Origin of the sequence: Frigidibacter sp. ROC022 (assembly GCF_024723735.1) — a bacterium.
Lineage (GTDB): Bacteria > Pseudomonadota > Alphaproteobacteria > Rhodobacterales > Rhodobacteraceae > SLM-1.
Window position 1 is genome coordinate 640,167 of record NZ_JANQDU010000002.1, and the last position, 17,335, is coordinate 657,501.

The following is a 17,335-nucleotide window of genomic DNA, read 5'->3' on the forward strand; positions in this document are numbered from 1 at the left end:
ACGGACCTTGAGATCGCAGGACAAGCATTCCGTCTTACTGAACTGTCGCACAGCTAGGGAGGATTCAATGAAACTTACCAGACGCGGTTTCGTCGGGCGTACGGGCGCAGCGATTGCGGGGGCGACCTTTGCTTCAGGTATCGGCAAGTCGGCTCTTGCCCAGGATACCGACACACTCAGGGTTGCCTACTCGGCGCGGGGATTGCGCACGATCGATCCGCAAAAGTCGATCCAGGGCGTGGACAATAATGCTATCATTCACATCTACGACAAGCTCGTTGATCTGCCGAACTGGCACTTCCCGAAAACAATAGAAGAGCTGGTGCCCCGTCTTGCCACTAGCTGGACCTCAACCCCGGATGCCAAGAGTTGGACGCTGCAGTTGCGCAAGGGCGTCAAGTTTCACAAGGGCTACGGGGAACTCACTTCGGACGATGTCAAATTTACCTTCGATCGGGTTCGCGACTCGGATCGTGTCGGCGGGGTTCGGCCCAAGTTCAAGAACATCGAGGAAGTGACTGTCGATGGTCCCTACAGCGTGACCTTCAAGCTGAAACGGACCGACCCGTTGTTCCTGCTCGGCGTCCTGAGCGACTACGACGGGGCCATCATGTCGCGCAAGGCAGTCGAGGACAAAGGCGAAGAGGCGATCGGTATGGATCCAATCGGATCAGGTCCATACATGCTGGAAACCGTGCACACGGATCCCGGACAAGGCATCACCGTCGTTGCCAATCCCGACTACTGGGACGAAGCTCCGGCAACACCGCGCATCCAGTTCATGTACATCGCGGATACGACTGCGCGGACGTTGGCGATCCTGTCCGGCGACGTTCACATGATCGATGGTGTGCGGGCCCCCGGTTGGGCCGATTCGATCAAGTCGCAAGCCCCGGACCTGCTCTTCGACGTGGTGAGCCCCGGCAGCTTCTTCACCGTACACTTCAATCTGACGGTGAAGCCCTTCGATGATGTCCGTGTCCGACAGGCCTTCTTCTACGGTATTGACCGAGACGAGATTACCCAGGCCTTGGCGCCGTTTGGCAAGCGGACATATGGCCTGAACCCTCCCTCGTTTCCGGGAGGCTTCAATGCGGACACCATCCCGGCGGACGTTGCCTATGTCTATAATCCGGACAAGGCCAAGGAACTGCTTGCAGAGGCCGGCTATCCCGACGGGTTCACTTTCCAAAACGACACGTCCCAGCGCGAGGACTATTCGTCCATCATGCTGATGATTCAGGATCAGTTGCGTCGAATTGGCGTGAATATGGAACTGAACATCAAGGACCATACTGCATTCCACGCTGGTCAGAATGCGGCGACGAATACCCTGTCGCAGATGTCTTCTGCATTGCCGCCGGTTCCGACCCAACCGTTCATTCGGTACCTGACACCCGAGGCCGTGGTCAAACCTGACGGCAACGGCGGACAGAACTTCAGCCGATATGGCGTGGCGATGCCGGGAATCGACGACCTGCTGAACAAGGCACTGGATGAATCCGATCTGACGGAGCGTTTGAGGCTTGTTCAGGAGATTGATGCGAAAATGCTTCGCGATGCCGTACTGCTGCCGATTTCGGACAACGGCTGGATGATGGTTCGGTCGCCGAAGCTCGATCTCGGGTTCGAGGTCGTTTCCGGTTACGTGAACTGGCCTCTGACCAAGGCCCGGATCATCGGCTGAGGCCGATCCTCTGGCACCGAGTGCGGCGAATCTCTCAACGCCGCACTCGTATCTCTCCCTCTTGACAACAACTGGCCCGCGTCGCGGCCTGTAACGTATGGATGTAACGATGAATTTCGATCCTGAGCTTCACATTGATGATATCGCCGGCTTGACCGCGACCGGAGCTCCACTTTGGGCCAAAGAGGAGATCATGACAGCGCTATCCTCGCGCAGATTGAAGGCGGGGACCAGGATCAATGTTGTATCCGAACCGGAAAATGCGCCGGTTGAGGTGGCGCGTGTTGCAGAAGCATTTGCCATCTGGCGCGATGACACGGGTATCAACATCTGGGGCGAGGATGAGCGCGGGCTGGCATATGCCTTGACCGAGTTGGCCGACCGCGCGCGCCATTGCATCGGCACCGATCCTTTTGCCGGCCCCATGCCCTTGGCTGAAAAGCCAAGCGCTCGCATCCGTTCGATTGCGCGACTGTTCTGCTCCGAGGAGGAGGACATGGAGTGGTTCCACGATCGCCAGGGTTGGCGTGACTATCTGACGACGCTGGCGACCAATCGCTTCAACCGTTTCGCTCTAACTCTTGGGATGGGCTACAACTACCCCTATCACAATCCCTGGATCCGCGATGTCTACTTCTATTTTCCTTATCCCTTCTTGTTTGACGTTCCGGGCCATAACGTCCAAGTACGTGGGTTGCCGATAGAAGAACGGGACCGAAATTACGAGACCCTGAAGTTCATCGCCCGGGAGGCTGCGCGGCGAGGCCTCGACTTCCAATTGGCGCTTTGGACGCAGAACTATGATTTTGACGATGTGGCGAACGCGAATTACCACATCGACGGCATCGGAAACGACAACCTGTCGGCCTATTGCCGTGCCGCAATCACCAAGTTGCTGGTTGAAGTGCCTGAGATCACCGGACTGACGTTCCGTGTTCACGTCGAAGGCGGTATTGCGGAAGGCGACTATGATTTCTGGCAAGAGGCATTCGCGGGTGTTGCGGATGCTGGACGCCCGGTCGAAATAGACCAGCATGGCAAGGGTTTGGACCACAAGCTGATTGGCATGGCGCGCGACACCGGCATGCCAATCACGGTGTCGCCGAAATACCTCGCCGAGCATATGGGGCTGGCCTATCACCAGTCTTCGATCCGAAACAAGGAATACCCGCCCGAGAAGCCGCGGGCCGAGTGGGAGAAACTATCGGAGGGCTCGCGCAAGTTCCTTCGCTACAGCTACGGCGACCTTCTCACCAAGGATAAGGATTACTCCGTCCTCTATCGGATCTGGGCCGGGACACAGCGGGTGCTGGTTTGGGGCGACCCAGAACTTGCAGGAGGCTATGGCCGGCTGTCGATGTTCGCAGGTTCTGATGGGGTAGAGTGGTGCGAACCGCTCAGCTTTAAGGGTCGTATGGGCACCGGTGTTCCCGGCCAACGCTTCAACTACAAAGAGCAGGGGCTTGCTCCGAAACGCGACTGGGAAAAATACGCCTACACTTACCGGGTGTGGGGCCGCGGATTGTATAACCCTGAGGGGCCGCGCGATGGATGGATGCGGCACCTGCACGCCACCTGTGGTGATGCCGCCGATGTATGCGAAACTGGCCTGGCCTTTGCCAGCCGCGTCCTACCTTTGGTGACGCTTACACATGCCCCGTCGGCTTCGAACAACCATTACTGGCCCGAGATCTACTCTAACATCGGACTTCTTGGGGGTGCCGGAGAACTTGCCGTGGGTCGCGACATGGAAGGCCCGGTACGGTTCGGAAATGCACCGACCTTTGACAGTGAACTGTTCGCAACAGCAAGAGAATGGGCCGAGAAACTCCTGGCCGGCGAAGCCGAGCATCGCTACACGCCGCTTGATGTTGCAGACTGGCTCGTCGACCTGTCCGAGGGCTGTGAAAAGGCGGTCATGCAGTCGAGAAATTGCGCAGACCAATTGCTCCCCGAGGCGCGCCGTATCCTGATCGATGTTGAGATCTGCTCCGGAATTGCGCGCTTCTTCGCCGAACGCTACCGCGCCGCAGTCTGGGCGGAGCTCTTCCTCGCGACCAAGGCCACGCATCTGATTGAACCGCTGCTCGATCACGCCAAGCGGTCAGTGATGGCCTGGGACAGGATCGCCGATCTCAGCCGCGATATCTACCACGATGACCTGACATATGGCCCTGAAAGTTGGCTACGCGGTTCTTGGCAGCAGAGACAAGCCGAGATGAGGGCTGAATTGCAGGATATCGAAGGCCGCCGTGGTATGCGCCTCACAAAGAGCTTGGCGCTATCGACTGAGGGTGAGGCGGCCGTGGCGGCGCTGAAGGCACGGGTTCCTGTCCAGAGAACGGACTGCGTCGACGCGCCAGAAACTTTCACCCGCGGCAAGAACTTTACGGTTCGCTACAATGGTTCAGCAGACTCTGCCCCCGTTCTACACTATCGCGTCGTCGATCAGTCGCAGCGCTGGTGCAAGGCGCCGATGACGGCGCAGGATAAGGGTTTTGCGGCTACGATCCCGGGCGACTATCTGGAAACTCCGTTCCACCTCCAGTTTTTTGTTTCCCTGACTGAGGCTGGAGTTCCAAAGCTTGCGCCTGGCTTGGCCGAATCCTTGTCCAACCAGCCCTATTACTTGGCCTTGCAGGTGTGACGTGCAAAGGATCTAGTCAGCAATTCCAGAGTAGGGGCACTGGATGATACGCTACTTACTAATCCGGCTACTGGATGCCGTTCCGACAGTGTTGTTGGTGCTCACCCTCGTCTTTATCGCCATGCGCATTTTGCCCGGGGATCCGGCGATTTCAGCGCTTGGGGATATGGCGACAGCCGAACAGCTCCAAGTGTTCCGCGACAAGATGGGGCTCAACGACCCTTTGTGGCAGCAGTATTTCTCGTTCCTCGGCAAGATGCTGACACTGGACTTCGGCAAGTCCCTGATGAACGGGCGCGAGGTCGTTGACCTGATCGCTTTCAATCTGCCCTACACCATCGAACTGACACTGGCGGCTGTCTTTATGGGCATATTCGTCGGAGTACCTTTCGGTGTCTGGGCCGCGACGAATCCGAACCGAACACCGGACGCTGCCATGCGTGGTTTCTCGTTAATCGGCTACGCGGTGCCTGACTTCTACCTGGGCGCATTGCTACTGATCACGTTCTCACTGAACCTTGGTTGGTTTCCAATCAACGGCGGTGGTGAGGGGCTAATCGATCGCCTGTACCATGTATTCCTGCCGGCTTTGACACTGGCGTTCATAAAAGCGGCGTTTCTCGGTCGCCTGACACGAACGGCTTTGCTGGAAGTATTGGGCAAGGATTATGTCCGCACCGCACGGGCCAAAGGCGCTCGTGAGCCACGGGTTGTCTATCGTCACGGTCTGCGGAACGCGCTTTTGCCGATAACGACAGGCCTTGGGCTTTCTACCCTTGCCGCGTTGTCCGGATCAGTCGCCGTGGAAATGGTGTTCAACCGTCCGGGCATCGGGAAACTCCTGATCTCGGCGATTGCCGAACGGGACTACGCAGTGATCCAGGCCGGCGTCACGGTGTTCGCGATGTTCGTGGTCGCCATCAACCTGCTGATGGATCTCGTTTACGTTCTTGTTGATCCGAGGATTCGCGTGAAATGACCGAACCTGTTGATCCTGCAACCACCGAGACCATGGAACCAGTGCCGCCGCCTGTATCGGTGGTCTCGACACTCATTCATGTAATCTTCAGCAGGCCGGCAACCATTGTCGCGGTGGCGATTATCGTTGCCTTCATTTTCCTGGCGGTCTTTGCGCCCTGGATCGCGCCCTATGATCCGGTGCAGCAGAGCATTCTCGCTACGAACTTGTCGCCGACGGCAGATCACCTCGTAGGAACCGACCAATTCGGCCGAGATGTATTGAGCCGCTTGATCTATGGGTCGCGCAACTCTTTGATATTTGGGCTTGTTTCACCCGTTCTTGCGGCCTTCTTCGGCACGATCCTTGGAGTTACTGCCGGCTACTTTGGCGGAATTCCGGACCGGCTCATCTCTCGGGTGATAGATCTTCTTCTGGCATTTCCGGAGTTGCTTCTAGCGATCCTTATTGCCGCGGCCCTGGGAGGAGGTTTCTGGAACATCGTTGCCGTGCTGACCGTCGCCTTTATCCCTGGCTTCGCCCGCGTCGCCCGCGCCACGACTTTGGCAGTCAAGCAGGAACCCTATGTCGAAGCGGCCGTCGCCGTCGGGCTGCGCACACCGATGATCATTTTCCGCCACGTGATCCCGAATATCGCAGCTCCCATCGTGGTACTGATCACACTATGGGTCGCTTCGGCGATCCGCCTGGAAGCTTCGTTGTCATTTCTGGGAATGGGAACGCAGGCCCCCAACCCGTCATGGGGTAACATCATCCGTGACGGACTAAACAATCTCTTCGGCTCGCCTTGGCCGATCGTCGGGGCAGGGTTGCTGATCACCCTGATCGTGCTTTCCTTCAACCTTGTCGGTGACGCTCTCCGCGATGCCCTTGATCCGGATACGTCGAAATGAGCGCACTTCTTAGCCTCCGTAGTGTTTCGGTCAATTTCGGCCGCGGGGAAAAGGCGCTGCGCGTCGTCGATGGAGTCAGCTTTGACATCGACGTTGGTGGAACTCTTGGCTTGGTCGGAGAAAGCGGATCGGGAAAGTCCGTCACGTCGCTGGCAGTTCTGCGGCTCATTCCCGAGCGGCTCGGTTGGTCCACGAGAGGTCGCATCGAGTTCGAAGGCCAAAATCTGCTGGACCTACCTGCCGACAAAATGCCCGAGATTCGTGGGCGCGACATTGCCATGATCTTTCAGGAACCGATGTCGTCGCTGAATCCGGTGATGACCATCGGGAGCCAGATCAGCGAAGCCTTGTTTCTGCACGGTTGGCCGAACCGGGCCAAACGTCATGCCCGAGTTGTCGAGATGCTGCGTCTGGTCGGAATCCCTGATCCCGAGGGTCGTCTGGGCGCCTATCCGCATCAGTTCTCGGGTGGGATGCGTCAGCGTGTCATGATTGCGATGGCCCTGGCCTGTTCGCCCAAGCTCTTGATCGCTGATGAGGCAACGACGGCCCTGGATGTAACAATCCAGGCGCAGGTACTTGAACTGATGAAGAAAATCCGGAGCGATACCGGAACGGCAATCCTGATGATCTCGCATGATCTCGGTGTCATCGCCGACATCTGCGATCGGGTCGTCGTGATGTACTCGGGCCGTGTTGTCGAAGTGGCCGACATTCGTTCGCTCCTGCAGCGGCCTGCGCATCCCTATACTCGGGGACTGTTGGAAAGCGTTCCGCGCAAAGGGCAGGAACGCGAGCGCCTGTATCAGGTCCCAGGGTCTGTTCCGATGGCGGGGTCAGTTCGACAAGGCTGCCCCTTCCGCGCACGCTGTTCGGTGGCCGTCGACAAGTGTGCCGTTAAAATGCCGCCAATGTTCCGTTTTGCCGAAGATCAAAGGGCGGCCTGTTGGGTGTCCGCCGAACAATCCAACGCCCCTGTCATCGAGGACTTGAAATGAGCGGGTTGATTAGGGCCGAGGGGCTCGGCAAGACATTCGGCGGTACAACTGGATGGCTTTCGGGCAAATCCGATTCAGTGCGTGCTGTCGATGGAGTCAGCCTCGAAGTGGCCAGGGGCGAGACGCTGGCCCTGGTCGGGGAGTCTGGTTGTGGCAAGTCCACGCTCGGGAGGCTGCTATTGCGTCTGATCGATCCGACGGAAGGGTCGGTTTGGTTTGAAGGCAGGGACATTGCTTCACTTGGGGCCTCCGAAATGCGCCGCATGCGGCAGCGTCTACAGATCATATTCCAAGACCCGTTCGGGTCGCTCAGTCCGCGCCGGACAATAAACCAGATCATTTCGGAACCGCTGGAAGTCTTTAATGTCGTCAAGGGCCGCAAGGCGAGGCGGGAGCGCGTGGCCGAGTTGCTGACCAAGGTAGGTCTACCTCCGGGTTACATGGATCGGCTGCCGCGCCAGTTTTCGGGCGGCCAACGTCAGCGTATTGGTATCGCAAGGGCAATTGCACTAAACCCGGCTTTTATCGTCGCTGATGAGCCGGTGTCGGCGCTTGATGTCTCGATCCAGGCGCAGATCATCAACCTCATGCAGGACCTTCAGCGCGATGCAGGGTTCAGCTACTTGTTTATTTCGCACGACCTCGCCGTGGTCCGCCATATCGCTGATCGGGTGGCTGTGATGTATCTCGGTCGTATTGTCGAAATTGGTTCAAAGCGTCAGATATACAGCGTTCCCCAGCATCCATATACGCAGGCTCTGCTCTCTGCGGCGCCAGAACCTGAAGTCGATACTGTTTCGAGTCGGATCATTCTTGAAGGTGACGTCCCCAATCCATCGGCGCTGCCGACCGGCTGTACGTTTCATACGCGGTGTCCCATCGCGCAGGAGGTATGCCGGGTTAAGCGTCCCTCGCTCGATGAGGTCGCACCAAATCAGTTTGCAGCCTGCCATTTCGCAAAACCCAATCCGATTCCCATTGGCTGATCCGATCAGCCGTCGGTGGCACAAGAGTTGAAAGGAAGAACGCCATGGGCGCAGTGCCTTGGTATCGAACCACTGTCCGGTGGGGGCAGACCAACCTGACGGAGGTCGATCCGACACGCTATGACCACGAGTTCTGGCGATTGCACTGGAAAAAAACGAATATTCAGGGTGTTATTGTAAACGCCGGCGGCATTGTTGCCTATTATCCGTCCAAGTACCCGCTGCATCACAGAGCCGAGACACTTGGTGATCGTGATCTCTTCGGTGAAATCGTCACCGTCGCACGTGAGGAAGGCCTCTCAATCATCGCACGCATGGACTCGAACCGCGTCGCAGTAGACTTCTTCCATGCGCACCCGGAGTGGGTTTGCCGGGATGAAAATGGCGATCCCAGGATGCAGGCCGATAAGTATATTACCTGCATCAATTCGCCGTATTATTCCGAGTATCTTCCCGGCGTCATGCGGGAGATCATTGACCGGAACCAGCCGGATGGTTTCGCGGACAACTCCTGGGCTGGGCTTCCGCGCGACAAGATATGCTACTGCATCCACTGTCGTGAGCAATTCGGGGCCAGCGGCAATGATCTTCCAAAAGCGCATGACTGGGACGATCCGAGCTATCGTGCCTGGATTGCCTGGAATTATCGCCGGCGAACGGAATTGTGGGACGCCAACAATGCGGTGACGATGGCGGCTGGCGGCGAACACTGCCGCTGGATGGGAATGCTGTCAGGCGACCTGTTGAACAACTGCAACCGGTTCATCGACCTGCGCGCCATTTTGAAGCGGTCAGAGATAGTGATGCTCGATCATCAACGCCGCTCGCCGGAAGACGGGTTTGAACAGAATGCCGAGGCTGGTCGACGTTTGCATGAGTTGCTGGGCTGGGAAAAACTCATCCCGGAGTCGATGCCGCAGTACCAATTGGGAAGGCCCGCCTTCCGCTTGGCTTCGATGCCTGCTGCCGAGGTTCGCCTCTGGTCATCGTCCGGGTTTGCGGGCGGCATCCAGCCATGGTGGCACCACATCAGTGCCAGCCATGAGGATCGCCGCCAGTATCAGACTGCGGCGCCGATTTTTGCTTGGCACAAGGCGAATGAGGACATCCTGCTCAATCGTCGCCCGACTGCACGGATCGGCGTGGTCTGGAGCCAAGCCAACCACGACCTTCATGGTCGTGACCGTGGCGCCGAAATAACCCTCGGCCCGTACCGTGGTACAGTGCGCGCTCTCGCGCGCGGCGGGCTGGACTGGCTGCCGGTGGAGGTTTCGGACATTGCCGCCGCCGTGGAACGTTTCGACGTTCTCGTTCTGCCAAACATAGCAATTCTGTCCGACCAAGATGTGTCGGCGATCCGGACATTTGTCGAACATGGCGGCTCGCTTGTCATGACTGGCGAAACCGGCTGCTTCGATGCTGCGGGGCAACGCCGTGACCGTCCCGCGCTGGCGGGAATGTTTGGACTAGAGCCGCAGGCGGGGGGAGATCTTGGTGATATCGGCGTACCGGACCCAAACATCGAGGTGCCACTGCGTCACAGTTATCTTCGGCTTTCGCCCGAAAACCGGGCGGCATTCTATGGACCCGTCGACAAGACCGCGACGGCCGACAGAGCGTATCGTCACCCGGTCCTGAATGGATTGGACAGCACCGATATAGTCCCTTTTGGCGGTTTCCTTCCGCGAATGCGCGCACTTCCCGAGACCGAGGTGCTGGCAACTTGGGTGCCCGCATTTCCGATCTATCCACCCGAGACCTCCTGGATGCGCCAGCCTCGAAGTGATATTCCGGCGCTGACTGTGTGCGAGAAGGGGGCATCCCGCCTGGTGGCCGTGCTCGCCGATTTAGATCGCTGCTATGCCCGAGAGGAATCTTTCGAACATGCTCAAATACTATCGAATGCCGTCACTTGGTGCCTTGGGGATCGCCCCCATATCACGGTATCAGGAGCCGGCGGGCTGTTGTCGGTGGCAGGTTACGCTCAAGGCGAACGTCGAATAGTCCACCTGAACAGCCGACTTGTGACCTCGCCAACGCCTGGTCGACAAGAGGTCCTGGTTCCGATTGGCCCGGCCCGCCTGTGTGTTCCTTGGACCGGTCCCGGAAAGGTCACCCTGCGAGTGTCCGGTGGAGAGCCTGCCGTTGAGCAAGAAGACGATCGTATTGTTGTGACGGTCCCGGCGGTTTCAGATCACGAAGTGGTCGTCATCGAACCCGCGCCGCAGTGACACCAAATGCATCCGACGGCTCTATTGGTGGCATTCATGGGAGTGGACAGGACCTGGGGTCAGGCAGCGGATCTGCGGTAGGCGCTGGTCAACCTTCGATCGAGAACGACAGCCCGTATGACGGCAACTTGGTGGGCACCTTTGGGTGACCATCTCATGCACCGGCGTTTTCGCATGCATGTGTCGCCAATGTCATTCACGCAGCCTTCCGCACGGGACGATGAGATCGGAAGACCATTACGGTATCGCCGACCATAGTCTGTCAGGTTGTCCGTATTGTTTGTCAGATAGGCATAAGGTTCCTGGCAACACGCTCGAACACGTGTGGCCGCGTCACGCACCGCAGTCTCATCTTTGTTGAGACGTGTGCAATCGGTCATCAGCCATCGAAGGTCAGTCGCGGCGGTTCGAATTTCTCCACGCCGCCGATTCCATCGCAACCTTGCTGCAGAGCGCCCGAAGAGCACCGGGATGCCTGGGAAGTTCGTAGTTTGCAACAACCCCGTCACCGCGTTCTCTACATGATTGACCCGCATCGAGATGCCGCTTCTGGTAGTCCGGCCTGCACCGAACATGCGTACCATCCAGAAATACCGTCGCCGGAACTGCGCTCTTGTCCGCGGACGAGACAGTCGGCCTGAAACCCTGACCGTCGCTGATTTCCTTGGCAATCTTGATGAGGCGACTACGCACCGGGGTGTTCATCTGCTTTGCGCATGGCAAGAAGGCTTCCATGGTAGGGGCCGCTTCACGGAATGAATGTCGCGCCCCGGGTTCGGCTTGAGGGCGCTGCAGTTCTGGTGTCGAGCGGTCCGGGAAGAAACGGGCAAGCGGCGGGAATGGCCACCGATGGCGACATCGGACTTGGCGCTGCAGGCGCCGCGGCGAATGCGTGGTGCCTTGACCTGGAACCGACCAAGCAATGTGTCCAGAACTCTGGATCGATAGTCATGGATGGCTCTGACTTGGTTGCAGTCGGGACAAACCCTGCTTGCTTCAGAGATCCCCTCGACCTGGTCAAGGAGGATTGCTTGCTGCACAATTGCCAAAGCATCGATCTCGCATCTTCCAGCAGCAGTCCGAGGCCCTCTGGCTGCGTTCTCCGTAACGGGCGGGAGAAGCGTCCCAAGCGTAGCGTTTTCGTGGTTCCGCTCTCAAATGTCGCCTCGACGATGATCCGCACATTCATGTGCAGTTCCTCGGCGGTGAAATCACCATCATAGACAAAGACCCCCAGGTTTTGCCCACTCCCCCTGCGGCCTGTCCCTGGTTCGATCCAGCCCCATGGTGAAACAATAGCCTGACTTGCGCGCGGGATGCCAGCGACCGGACCTGCCGCGACCGGCGGCGTGGTCGGTCCCGATCCTCCTCAACCAGAGCGCGGCTGGTGGCTGTTGGCCATGGAAGGCGTGGGTGCCGGTTCCCGTCGCCGGACCCTAGCGGAACCCCTCGCCGCCGCAGGCCGAGCAACGGGACGACTTGAGGCCGAAGCAGCCGCGGCAGGTCACGTATTGGGTTGCGCCGGTGCGATCCACGCCCGAGACCACGCGGCCCTGACCTCCGCAGACCATGCAGGGCATCCGCCCGCTGGTCCGGCAGCGATGGCAGCCCCGCCTGACCGTTGCAGTCTGTTTCCGGATCGGAAAACTCATCCCTGATTCTCCACGTCTTGCCCGTAGGTCCGCCACATTGCACGCGGACTTTGTCTTTCCTGTGGCCATGGCCGCCTTTGCCGCAGGCTCCATTCCCTGAATCGGGTGGCGCGGGTGAGCGCCCGAGACCGGGAAGGCATGGGTCAGGCGCGCCGAGGTCAGGCGTCTTCGGGTTCGAAGTAGTCCTCGTTGGTTGCCGAGATCCGTTCGATCGTTTCGTCGAGACGCGACAGATGCACCATTCCGATGGCGATGGCGCGGTCCGGGTCGTGGTCCTTGACAGCCTCGGCAATCGCCCGGTGGTCGTCCAGAAGTTCCGGCATGCGGTCCTCTTTCGACAGGCTCAGCAGGCACAGGCGGTCCACCTTGGATTTCTCGACCATGATGACGTCGAAGGCGAAATCGGCCCGGGCGATCGCGCAGAGCGTCTTGTGGAACTGGTAGTCCAGCGCCCCGAAGCCATCGACGTCGCGGTCGCGGATCACCACTTCCTGCTCGGCAAGGGCCGCGTCGAGGCTGGCTGCATCCTCGGCGTCGCAATACTGGGCCGCGCGCCGAAGGACTTCGCGCTCCACCGCGGCGCGCACGAAACGGGATTTCTCGATCTCGCGGGCCGAGAAACGCTTTACTTCGGTCGCGCGCTGCGGCCGGATCAACAGCAGGTCCTGATTGGCAAGTCGGCTGAAGGCATCGCGCACCGGTTGCCGCGACACGCCGAAGCGGGCGGCAATCTCGGCCTCGGAAATCTTGTCGCCGGGGCGCAGCCGCAAGGACAGGATCTCCTGGCGGAGAAAGTCGAAGATGTCATCGACGCTGGTCCGCCGTTCGCTGGGTTGGGGTACCTGTATCATCGCATCCTCGCCTATTTGTCTTGGTCCAATATCTCAATCCGAATGCACCGGATGGGCGTCCGGCGCGACGCGCCGGGGTGAACAGTAGCTCCGGTCGGGAGCGCACCCGGCAGGGTCGGATTCCCGAGGTCCCCGATCCCGAGCTCGACCGTCCCGCCGCCACTCATCCTCTGTGCAGCATAGGTCGGTTTCGACTAGTCTGCCAGAAAGATTACTAGTATGCCAGATGAAGTATCGAGACGAATCACGGATCGGCCCCGGCGCGCCGGAACGATGGTTCGGACTCGTGCGGCAGGCAAAGACAGGCTTGGCCGGCCCTGACGGTCCGAACCCGGGCGTGACGCAGCCCAGACCCGATGGGGCGCCTCGGCCCGAGCCGGGTCGGCCAATTGAAACGGAAGGAAATACCATGGAATTCAAGGGGAAAACCGCCATCGTGACGGGCGGGGGCCGCGATATCGGGCGGGCCTGTGCCTTGCGGCTTGCCCAGGCCGGGGCGAATGTCGCGATCAACTATTTCTCGAGCAGCGCCGGCGCCACGGCCACGGTCGAGGAGATCGTCGCCGCCGGTGGCAATGCCTTCGCGCTGCAAGGTGATCTCAGCCGCCCCGACCAGGTTCAGGCGCTGGTCGCGCAGACGGTCGAGACATTCGGTGGCATCGATATCCTGGTGAACAACGCCGGCGGGCTTCTGGCCCGCAAGACCGTTTCCGAGATGTCGCTGGAACATTGGCAGGCGGTGATGGATGTGAACCTGACCAGCACCTTCCTGATGATCAAGGCCTGCCTGCCGCATATGACCGAAGGCGCCATCATCAATCTTGCCAGCCAGGCCGGGCGGGATGGCGGCGGCCCCGGCGCGGTTGCCTATGCCACCTCGAAAGGGGCGGTGATGACCCTGACCCGCGGCCTGGCCAAGGAGCTCGGCCCGGGCATCCGGGTGAACGCGCTCTGCCCCGGCATGATCGACACCGACTTCCACAACATCTTCACCAAGGACGAGGTGCGCCGGAACGTTGCGGCCGCCACGCCGCTGAAGCGCGAGGGAACGCCCGAGGATATCGCCGCGCTGGTCTGCTTCCTGGCCAGCAAGGACGCCGCCTTCATCACCGGCGCGAATGTCGACATCAATGGCGGCATGCTCTTCAGCTGATGGCCGGATCAGCGGTTTCCCGTTGACCGAAGCGCAATTCTGGAATACTAGTATTTTACAGGCCGTGGGGGGCTGCCTGACATGCCCCCCGGTTAACGAGGGCTCGTCCATGACAGGGACTGTCGACCCAATGGTGCCGCGACCGGGATGCGCTTTGGCCGTCATGCGCTGCGGGGCGATGACATTGCCGGCCGGCACAATGCCCGAGGATGCGCTGCAGCGCCGGGACCATCGCATGGGACTGGTGATTGCCCGCGTGCCGCAGCGCGGTCCGTCTTCGAGGAGGGACGGACGCCAGGGCGCCAAGGGACACACGTTTCACTAACTGACGATCAGGGAGGATCGCATGAAAATGTTCTCAATCACAGGCTCCAAGGTTCTGGGGGTTGCCGTTGCCGGCTGCGTGGCACTGGGTGCGACGGTGGCCGGGGCGACCGAATGGCGCGGCTGGAATATCCATGTCGACGACTATCCGGTCTCGATCGCCATGAAGGCCTTCATGGACGAGGTTGCGGAAAAGACCGGCGGCGAGCTGACCGGCAAGGTCTACAACAACGGCGTGCTGGGCGATCAGCCGGATGCGATCGAGCAGACCCGGCTCGGCATCATCGACTTCGGCGAATTCAGCCTTGGCCCGATGGGTCAGGCGATCCCCGAGACCAACGTCGTCTCGCTGCCCTTCATCTTCAAGAGCGTTCCGCAGATGTACCGGCTGATGGACGGCGCCGCGGGCGAGGCGATCGGCAAGGGCATGATCGCCAAGGGTCTGGTGCCCGTCGGCTGGTATGATGCCGGTGCGCGGTCGTTCTACAACACCAAGCACCCGATCAACACGCCGGCAGACGTCGAAGGTCTGAAGATGCGGGTGATGAGCAACGACCTGTTCGTGGACATGGTCAACTCGATGGGCGGCAATGCCACCCCGATGGCGTTTGCCGAGGTCTTCCAGTCGATCAAGACCGGGGTCGTGGACGGGGCCGAGAACAACCCGCCGTCCTATGAATCGACCAACCACTACGAGGTCGCCAAATACTATTCGCTGACCGAGCATCTGATCATCCCCGAGTGCCTTTGCGTGTCGAAGGCGTCCTGGGACAAGCTGACGCCCGAGCAGCAGGCGATCGTGAAGGAAGCGGGCCACAACAGTGCCCTGTTGCAGCGTGAACTGTGGCAGGCGCGCGAGGCCGAGAGCATGGCCAAGGTCAAGGCCGGCGGCGTGATCGTGAACGAGGTCGCCGACAAGGCTGCGTTCCAGGCGGCGATGAAGCCTGTCTATGACAAGTTCCTTGCCGCCAACCCGGACCTGACCGATCTGGTCAACCTGATCCGCAACGCCGATTGAGCGGCGCTTGCCGGCTCCGCCATCCGGCGGGGCCGGCCCCCTCGTTTCCCCGCATCCTATCTGCCGCGCAGGTGACAAATGTCGGACTTGTCCACCGCCTTCCCTCGGGTCGAGGCGTTTCTTCATAGAATCGCAAAACTGTGCATCCTTCTGGCGTCGATCGCCCTGGTCGTCCTGATCCTGACGTTCGGCTGGCTGGTGTTCGGGCGCTATGTCCTGAACATGACGCCCACCTGGGTGGAGCAGCTGGCGCTGCTGCTGATCTGCTACATCACCTTTCTGGGGGCCGCCGCGGGGGTCTTTGAAGACACTCACCTGGGCGTCACCCTGTTCCGCGACATGTTGCCGGTCACCGTGCAGAAGGTGCTGGTGATCCTGATCGACATCGTCCTGGCGGTCTTCGGCGGGGTGATGCTGGTTGCCGGCATCACGCTGATGCGCTTCGGCTGGACCACGATGCTGCCGATGCTGAACGTCTCCGAGGCCGTGCGCACCCTGGCCATCACCTCGTCCGGCGGGCTTCTGATGCTCTTCGCCGGAAGTCGCGCCGTGCTGCGGGTGCTGTCCTTCGGACGGCCCGCGCAAACCTCAAACGAAGAAGGTCGCTGATCATGGGTTTGGCTATCCTGCTGGGTGTCTTCGGCATTGCCGTCGTCATCGGGTTTCCGGTGGCGTTCGCGATGGGCATCGCCGCCGCCAGTGCCTTCATGTACGAAGGCTTCCCGATGCTGCTGACCTTTCAGCGCGCGACGGCCGGGATCACGGTGTTTTCGCTGCTGGCGATCCCGTTCTTCGTCTTCGCCGGCGAGGTCATGCTGCACGGAGGCATCGCGCGGCGGCTGGTCGGGCTGGCCTCGGCCCTGGTCGGCCATTTCAAGGGCGGGCTGGCGCTGGTCAACATCTTCGCAAGCATGCTGTTCGGCGGCATCTCGGGGTCGGCGGTGGCCGATATCTCGGCGCTCGGTTCGCTGTTGATCCCGGTCATGAAGGAACGCGGCTACCGCGCCGACTATGCGGTGAACGTGACGGTCACCTCGTCTCTGGCCGGCATCGTCATCCCGCCCAGCCACAACATGATCATCTTCGCCGTGGCGGCGGGCGGCGGCATCTCGGTTTCGAAGCTGTTCCTCGCCGGGGTCGTGCCGGGCATGCTGATGTGCATCTGCCTGGCGGTGGCGGCCTATGTCATTGCCGTCAAGCACAACTATCCGGCCGAGGCCTTTCCCGGCTGGCGCGCGGTCGGGCGCACCGCGCTGGATGCCGTGCCGGGGCTGATCACGGCCGTCATCATCGTCGGCGGCACCCTGTCGGGGGTGTTCACGGTCACGGAATCGGGGGCGTTCGGGGCGATCTACGCGCTTCTCCTGACCACCTTCTACTATCGCAGCCTCAGCTGGCAGGGTTTCGTGACATCGGTCGCCGGAGCCGTCAGGACCACCTCGATGGTCATGGTGCTGATCGCCTTTGCCAGTTCCTTTGCCTATCTGCTGGCGCTCTATCAGGTGCCGGGCAAGCTCAGCGACCTGCTGGTGTCGATTTCGGACAACCCGATTGTCATCCTGCTGATGATCAACGTGATCCTGCTGATCCTCGGGATGATCATGGACATGGCGGCGCTGATCCTGATCTGCACGCCGATCTTCCTGCCGATCGTCAAGGGTCTGGGCATGGATCCGGTGCAGTTCGGAATCATGTTGCTGGTGAACCTCGGGCTGGGGCTTTGCACCCCGCCGGTCGGAACCTGCCTGTTCGTGGGCTGCGCGGTCGGCAGGATCAAGATCGAGCAATCGCTGAGATCGATCTGGCCGTTCTACCTGGCGATCCTGGTTGCGCTGCTTCTGGTCACCTATGTGCCGCAGGTGTCGCTGTTCCTGCCGTCGTTTCTGAACTAGGCGGGGATCGGCCGCCCGGCGCGG

The 17,335-nt window shown here is 60.2% G+C and carries 12 protein-coding genes and 1 pseudogene; 11 read left to right on the top strand and 2 right to left on the bottom strand.

Going from position 1 to position 17,335, the window contains the following annotated elements:
• Positions 1 to 67 precede the first annotated feature (67 nt).
• From NUW50_RS09875 to NUW50_RS09905, 7 genes are all read left to right on the top strand, one after another.
• On the top strand, positions 68 to 1,687 hold the full coding sequence (locus NUW50_RS09875) for an ABC transporter substrate-binding protein (protein ID WP_258288933.1): 1,620 nt from the start codon (positions 68 to 70) through the stop codon (positions 1,685 to 1,687).
• Positions 1,688 to 1,796: 109 nt separating this feature from the next.
• Positions 1,797 to 4,334 carry a hypothetical protein gene (locus NUW50_RS09880; RefSeq protein WP_258288934.1) on the top strand — a complete coding sequence of 846 codons (2,538 nt, stop codon included), beginning with the start codon at positions 1,797 to 1,799 and terminating at the stop codon, positions 4,332 to 4,334.
• A 43-nt stretch (positions 4,335 to 4,377) separates the two neighbouring features.
• Positions 4,378 to 5,313: an ABC transporter permease gene (locus NUW50_RS09885; protein WP_258288935.1), complete on the top strand. Its 936-nt coding sequence runs from the start codon at positions 4,378 to 4,380 to the stop codon at positions 5,311 to 5,313.
• Positions 5,310 to 6,206: an ABC transporter permease gene (locus NUW50_RS09890; RefSeq protein WP_258288936.1), complete on the top strand. Its 897-nt coding sequence runs from the start codon at positions 5,310 to 5,312 to the stop codon at positions 6,204 to 6,206. Before NUW50_RS09885 ends, NUW50_RS09890 begins: the two co-directional genes overlap by 4 nt.
• On the top strand, positions 6,203 to 7,204 hold the full coding sequence (locus NUW50_RS09895; RefSeq protein WP_258288937.1) for an ABC transporter ATP-binding protein: 1,002 nt from the start codon (positions 6,203 to 6,205) through the stop codon (positions 7,202 to 7,204). Before NUW50_RS09890 ends, NUW50_RS09895 begins: the two co-directional genes overlap by 4 nt.
• The gene (locus NUW50_RS09900) at positions 7,201 to 8,190 is read left to right on the top strand and encodes an ABC transporter ATP-binding protein (protein ID WP_258288938.1); all 990 of its coding nucleotides are present in this window, start codon (positions 7,201 to 7,203) and stop codon (positions 8,188 to 8,190) included. Before NUW50_RS09895 ends, NUW50_RS09900 begins: the two co-directional genes overlap by 4 nt.
• Positions 8,191 to 8,234: 44 nt before the next feature.
• Positions 8,235 to 10,421 (top strand): beta-galactosidase trimerization domain-containing protein, encoded by a 2,187-nt coding sequence (locus NUW50_RS09905; protein ID WP_258288939.1) that lies wholly within the window; start codon positions 8,235 to 8,237, stop codon positions 10,419 to 10,421.
• A gap of 59 nt (positions 10,422 to 10,480) precedes the next feature.
• Here NUW50_RS09905 and NUW50_RS09910 read toward each other — a convergent pair.
• Together NUW50_RS09910 and NUW50_RS09915 are read right to left on the bottom strand one after the other, a co-directional pair.
• Positions 10,481 to 11,610: pseudogene (locus tag NUW50_RS09910) on the bottom strand (ISKra4 family transposase).
• A gap of 621 nt (positions 11,611 to 12,231) precedes the next feature.
• The gene (locus NUW50_RS09915; protein ID WP_258288940.1) at positions 12,232 to 12,924 is read right to left on the bottom strand and encodes a GntR family transcriptional regulator; all 693 of its coding nucleotides are present in this window, start codon (positions 12,922 to 12,924) and stop codon (positions 12,232 to 12,234) included.
• 409 nt (positions 12,925 to 13,333) lie between these two features.
• Between NUW50_RS09915 and NUW50_RS09920 the strand changes: the two genes are divergently transcribed.
• From NUW50_RS09920 to NUW50_RS09935, 4 genes are all read left to right on the top strand, one after another.
• Positions 13,334 to 14,077 (top strand): SDR family NAD(P)-dependent oxidoreductase, encoded by a 744-nt coding sequence (locus tag NUW50_RS09920; protein WP_258288941.1) that lies wholly within the window; start codon positions 13,334 to 13,336, stop codon positions 14,075 to 14,077.
• Positions 14,078 to 14,423: 346 nt separating this feature from the next.
• A complete protein-coding gene (locus NUW50_RS09925) occupies positions 14,424 to 15,419 on the top strand; it encodes a TRAP transporter substrate-binding protein (protein WP_258288942.1) in 996 nt (331 codons plus the stop codon).
• A gap of 78 nt (positions 15,420 to 15,497) precedes the next feature.
• The gene (locus NUW50_RS09930) at positions 15,498 to 16,028 is read left to right on the top strand and encodes a TRAP transporter small permease (protein WP_258288943.1); all 531 of its coding nucleotides are present in this window, start codon (positions 15,498 to 15,500) and stop codon (positions 16,026 to 16,028) included.
• A 2-nt stretch (positions 16,029 to 16,030) separates the two neighbouring features.
• On the top strand, positions 16,031 to 17,311 hold the full coding sequence (locus NUW50_RS09935; RefSeq protein WP_258288944.1) for a TRAP transporter large permease: 1,281 nt from the start codon (positions 16,031 to 16,033) through the stop codon (positions 17,309 to 17,311).
• The last annotated feature ends 24 nt before the right edge of the window (positions 17,312 to 17,335 follow it).

Bases quoted from the DNA above. Each gene is read 5' to 3' on its own strand.
- NUW50_RS09875 (WP_258288933.1), top strand. From the start codon at position 68: ATGAAACTTACCAGACGCGGTTTCGTCGGGCGTACGGGCGCAGCGATT.
- NUW50_RS09880 (WP_258288934.1), top strand. From the start codon at position 1,797: ATGAATTTCGATCCTGAGCTTCACATTGATGATATCGCCGGCTTGACC.
- NUW50_RS09915 (WP_258288940.1), bottom strand. From the start codon at position 12,924: ATGATACAGGTACCCCAACCCAGCGAACGGCGGACCAGCGTCGATGAC.
- NUW50_RS09925 (WP_258288942.1), top strand. From the start codon at position 14,424: ATGAAAATGTTCTCAATCACAGGCTCCAAGGTTCTGGGGGTTGCCGTT.
- NUW50_RS09920 (WP_258288941.1), top strand. From the start codon at position 13,334: ATGGAATTCAAGGGGAAAACCGCCATCGTGACGGGCGGGGGCCGCGAT.
- NUW50_RS09885 (WP_258288935.1), top strand. From the start codon at position 4,378: ATGATACGCTACTTACTAATCCGGCTACTGGATGCCGTTCCGACAGTG.
- NUW50_RS09890 (WP_258288936.1), top strand. From the start codon at position 5,310: ATGACCGAACCTGTTGATCCTGCAACCACCGAGACCATGGAACCAGTG.
- NUW50_RS09935 (WP_258288944.1), top strand. From the start codon at position 16,031: ATGGGTTTGGCTATCCTGCTGGGTGTCTTCGGCATTGCCGTCGTCATC.
- NUW50_RS09905 (WP_258288939.1), top strand. From the start codon at position 8,235: ATGGGCGCAGTGCCTTGGTATCGAACCACTGTCCGGTGGGGGCAGACC.
- NUW50_RS09895 (WP_258288937.1), top strand. From the start codon at position 6,203: ATGAGCGCACTTCTTAGCCTCCGTAGTGTTTCGGTCAATTTCGGCCGC.
- NUW50_RS09930 (WP_258288943.1), top strand. From the start codon at position 15,498: ATGTCGGACTTGTCCACCGCCTTCCCTCGGGTCGAGGCGTTTCTTCAT.
- NUW50_RS09900 (WP_258288938.1), top strand. From the start codon at position 7,201: ATGAGCGGGTTGATTAGGGCCGAGGGGCTCGGCAAGACATTCGGCGGT.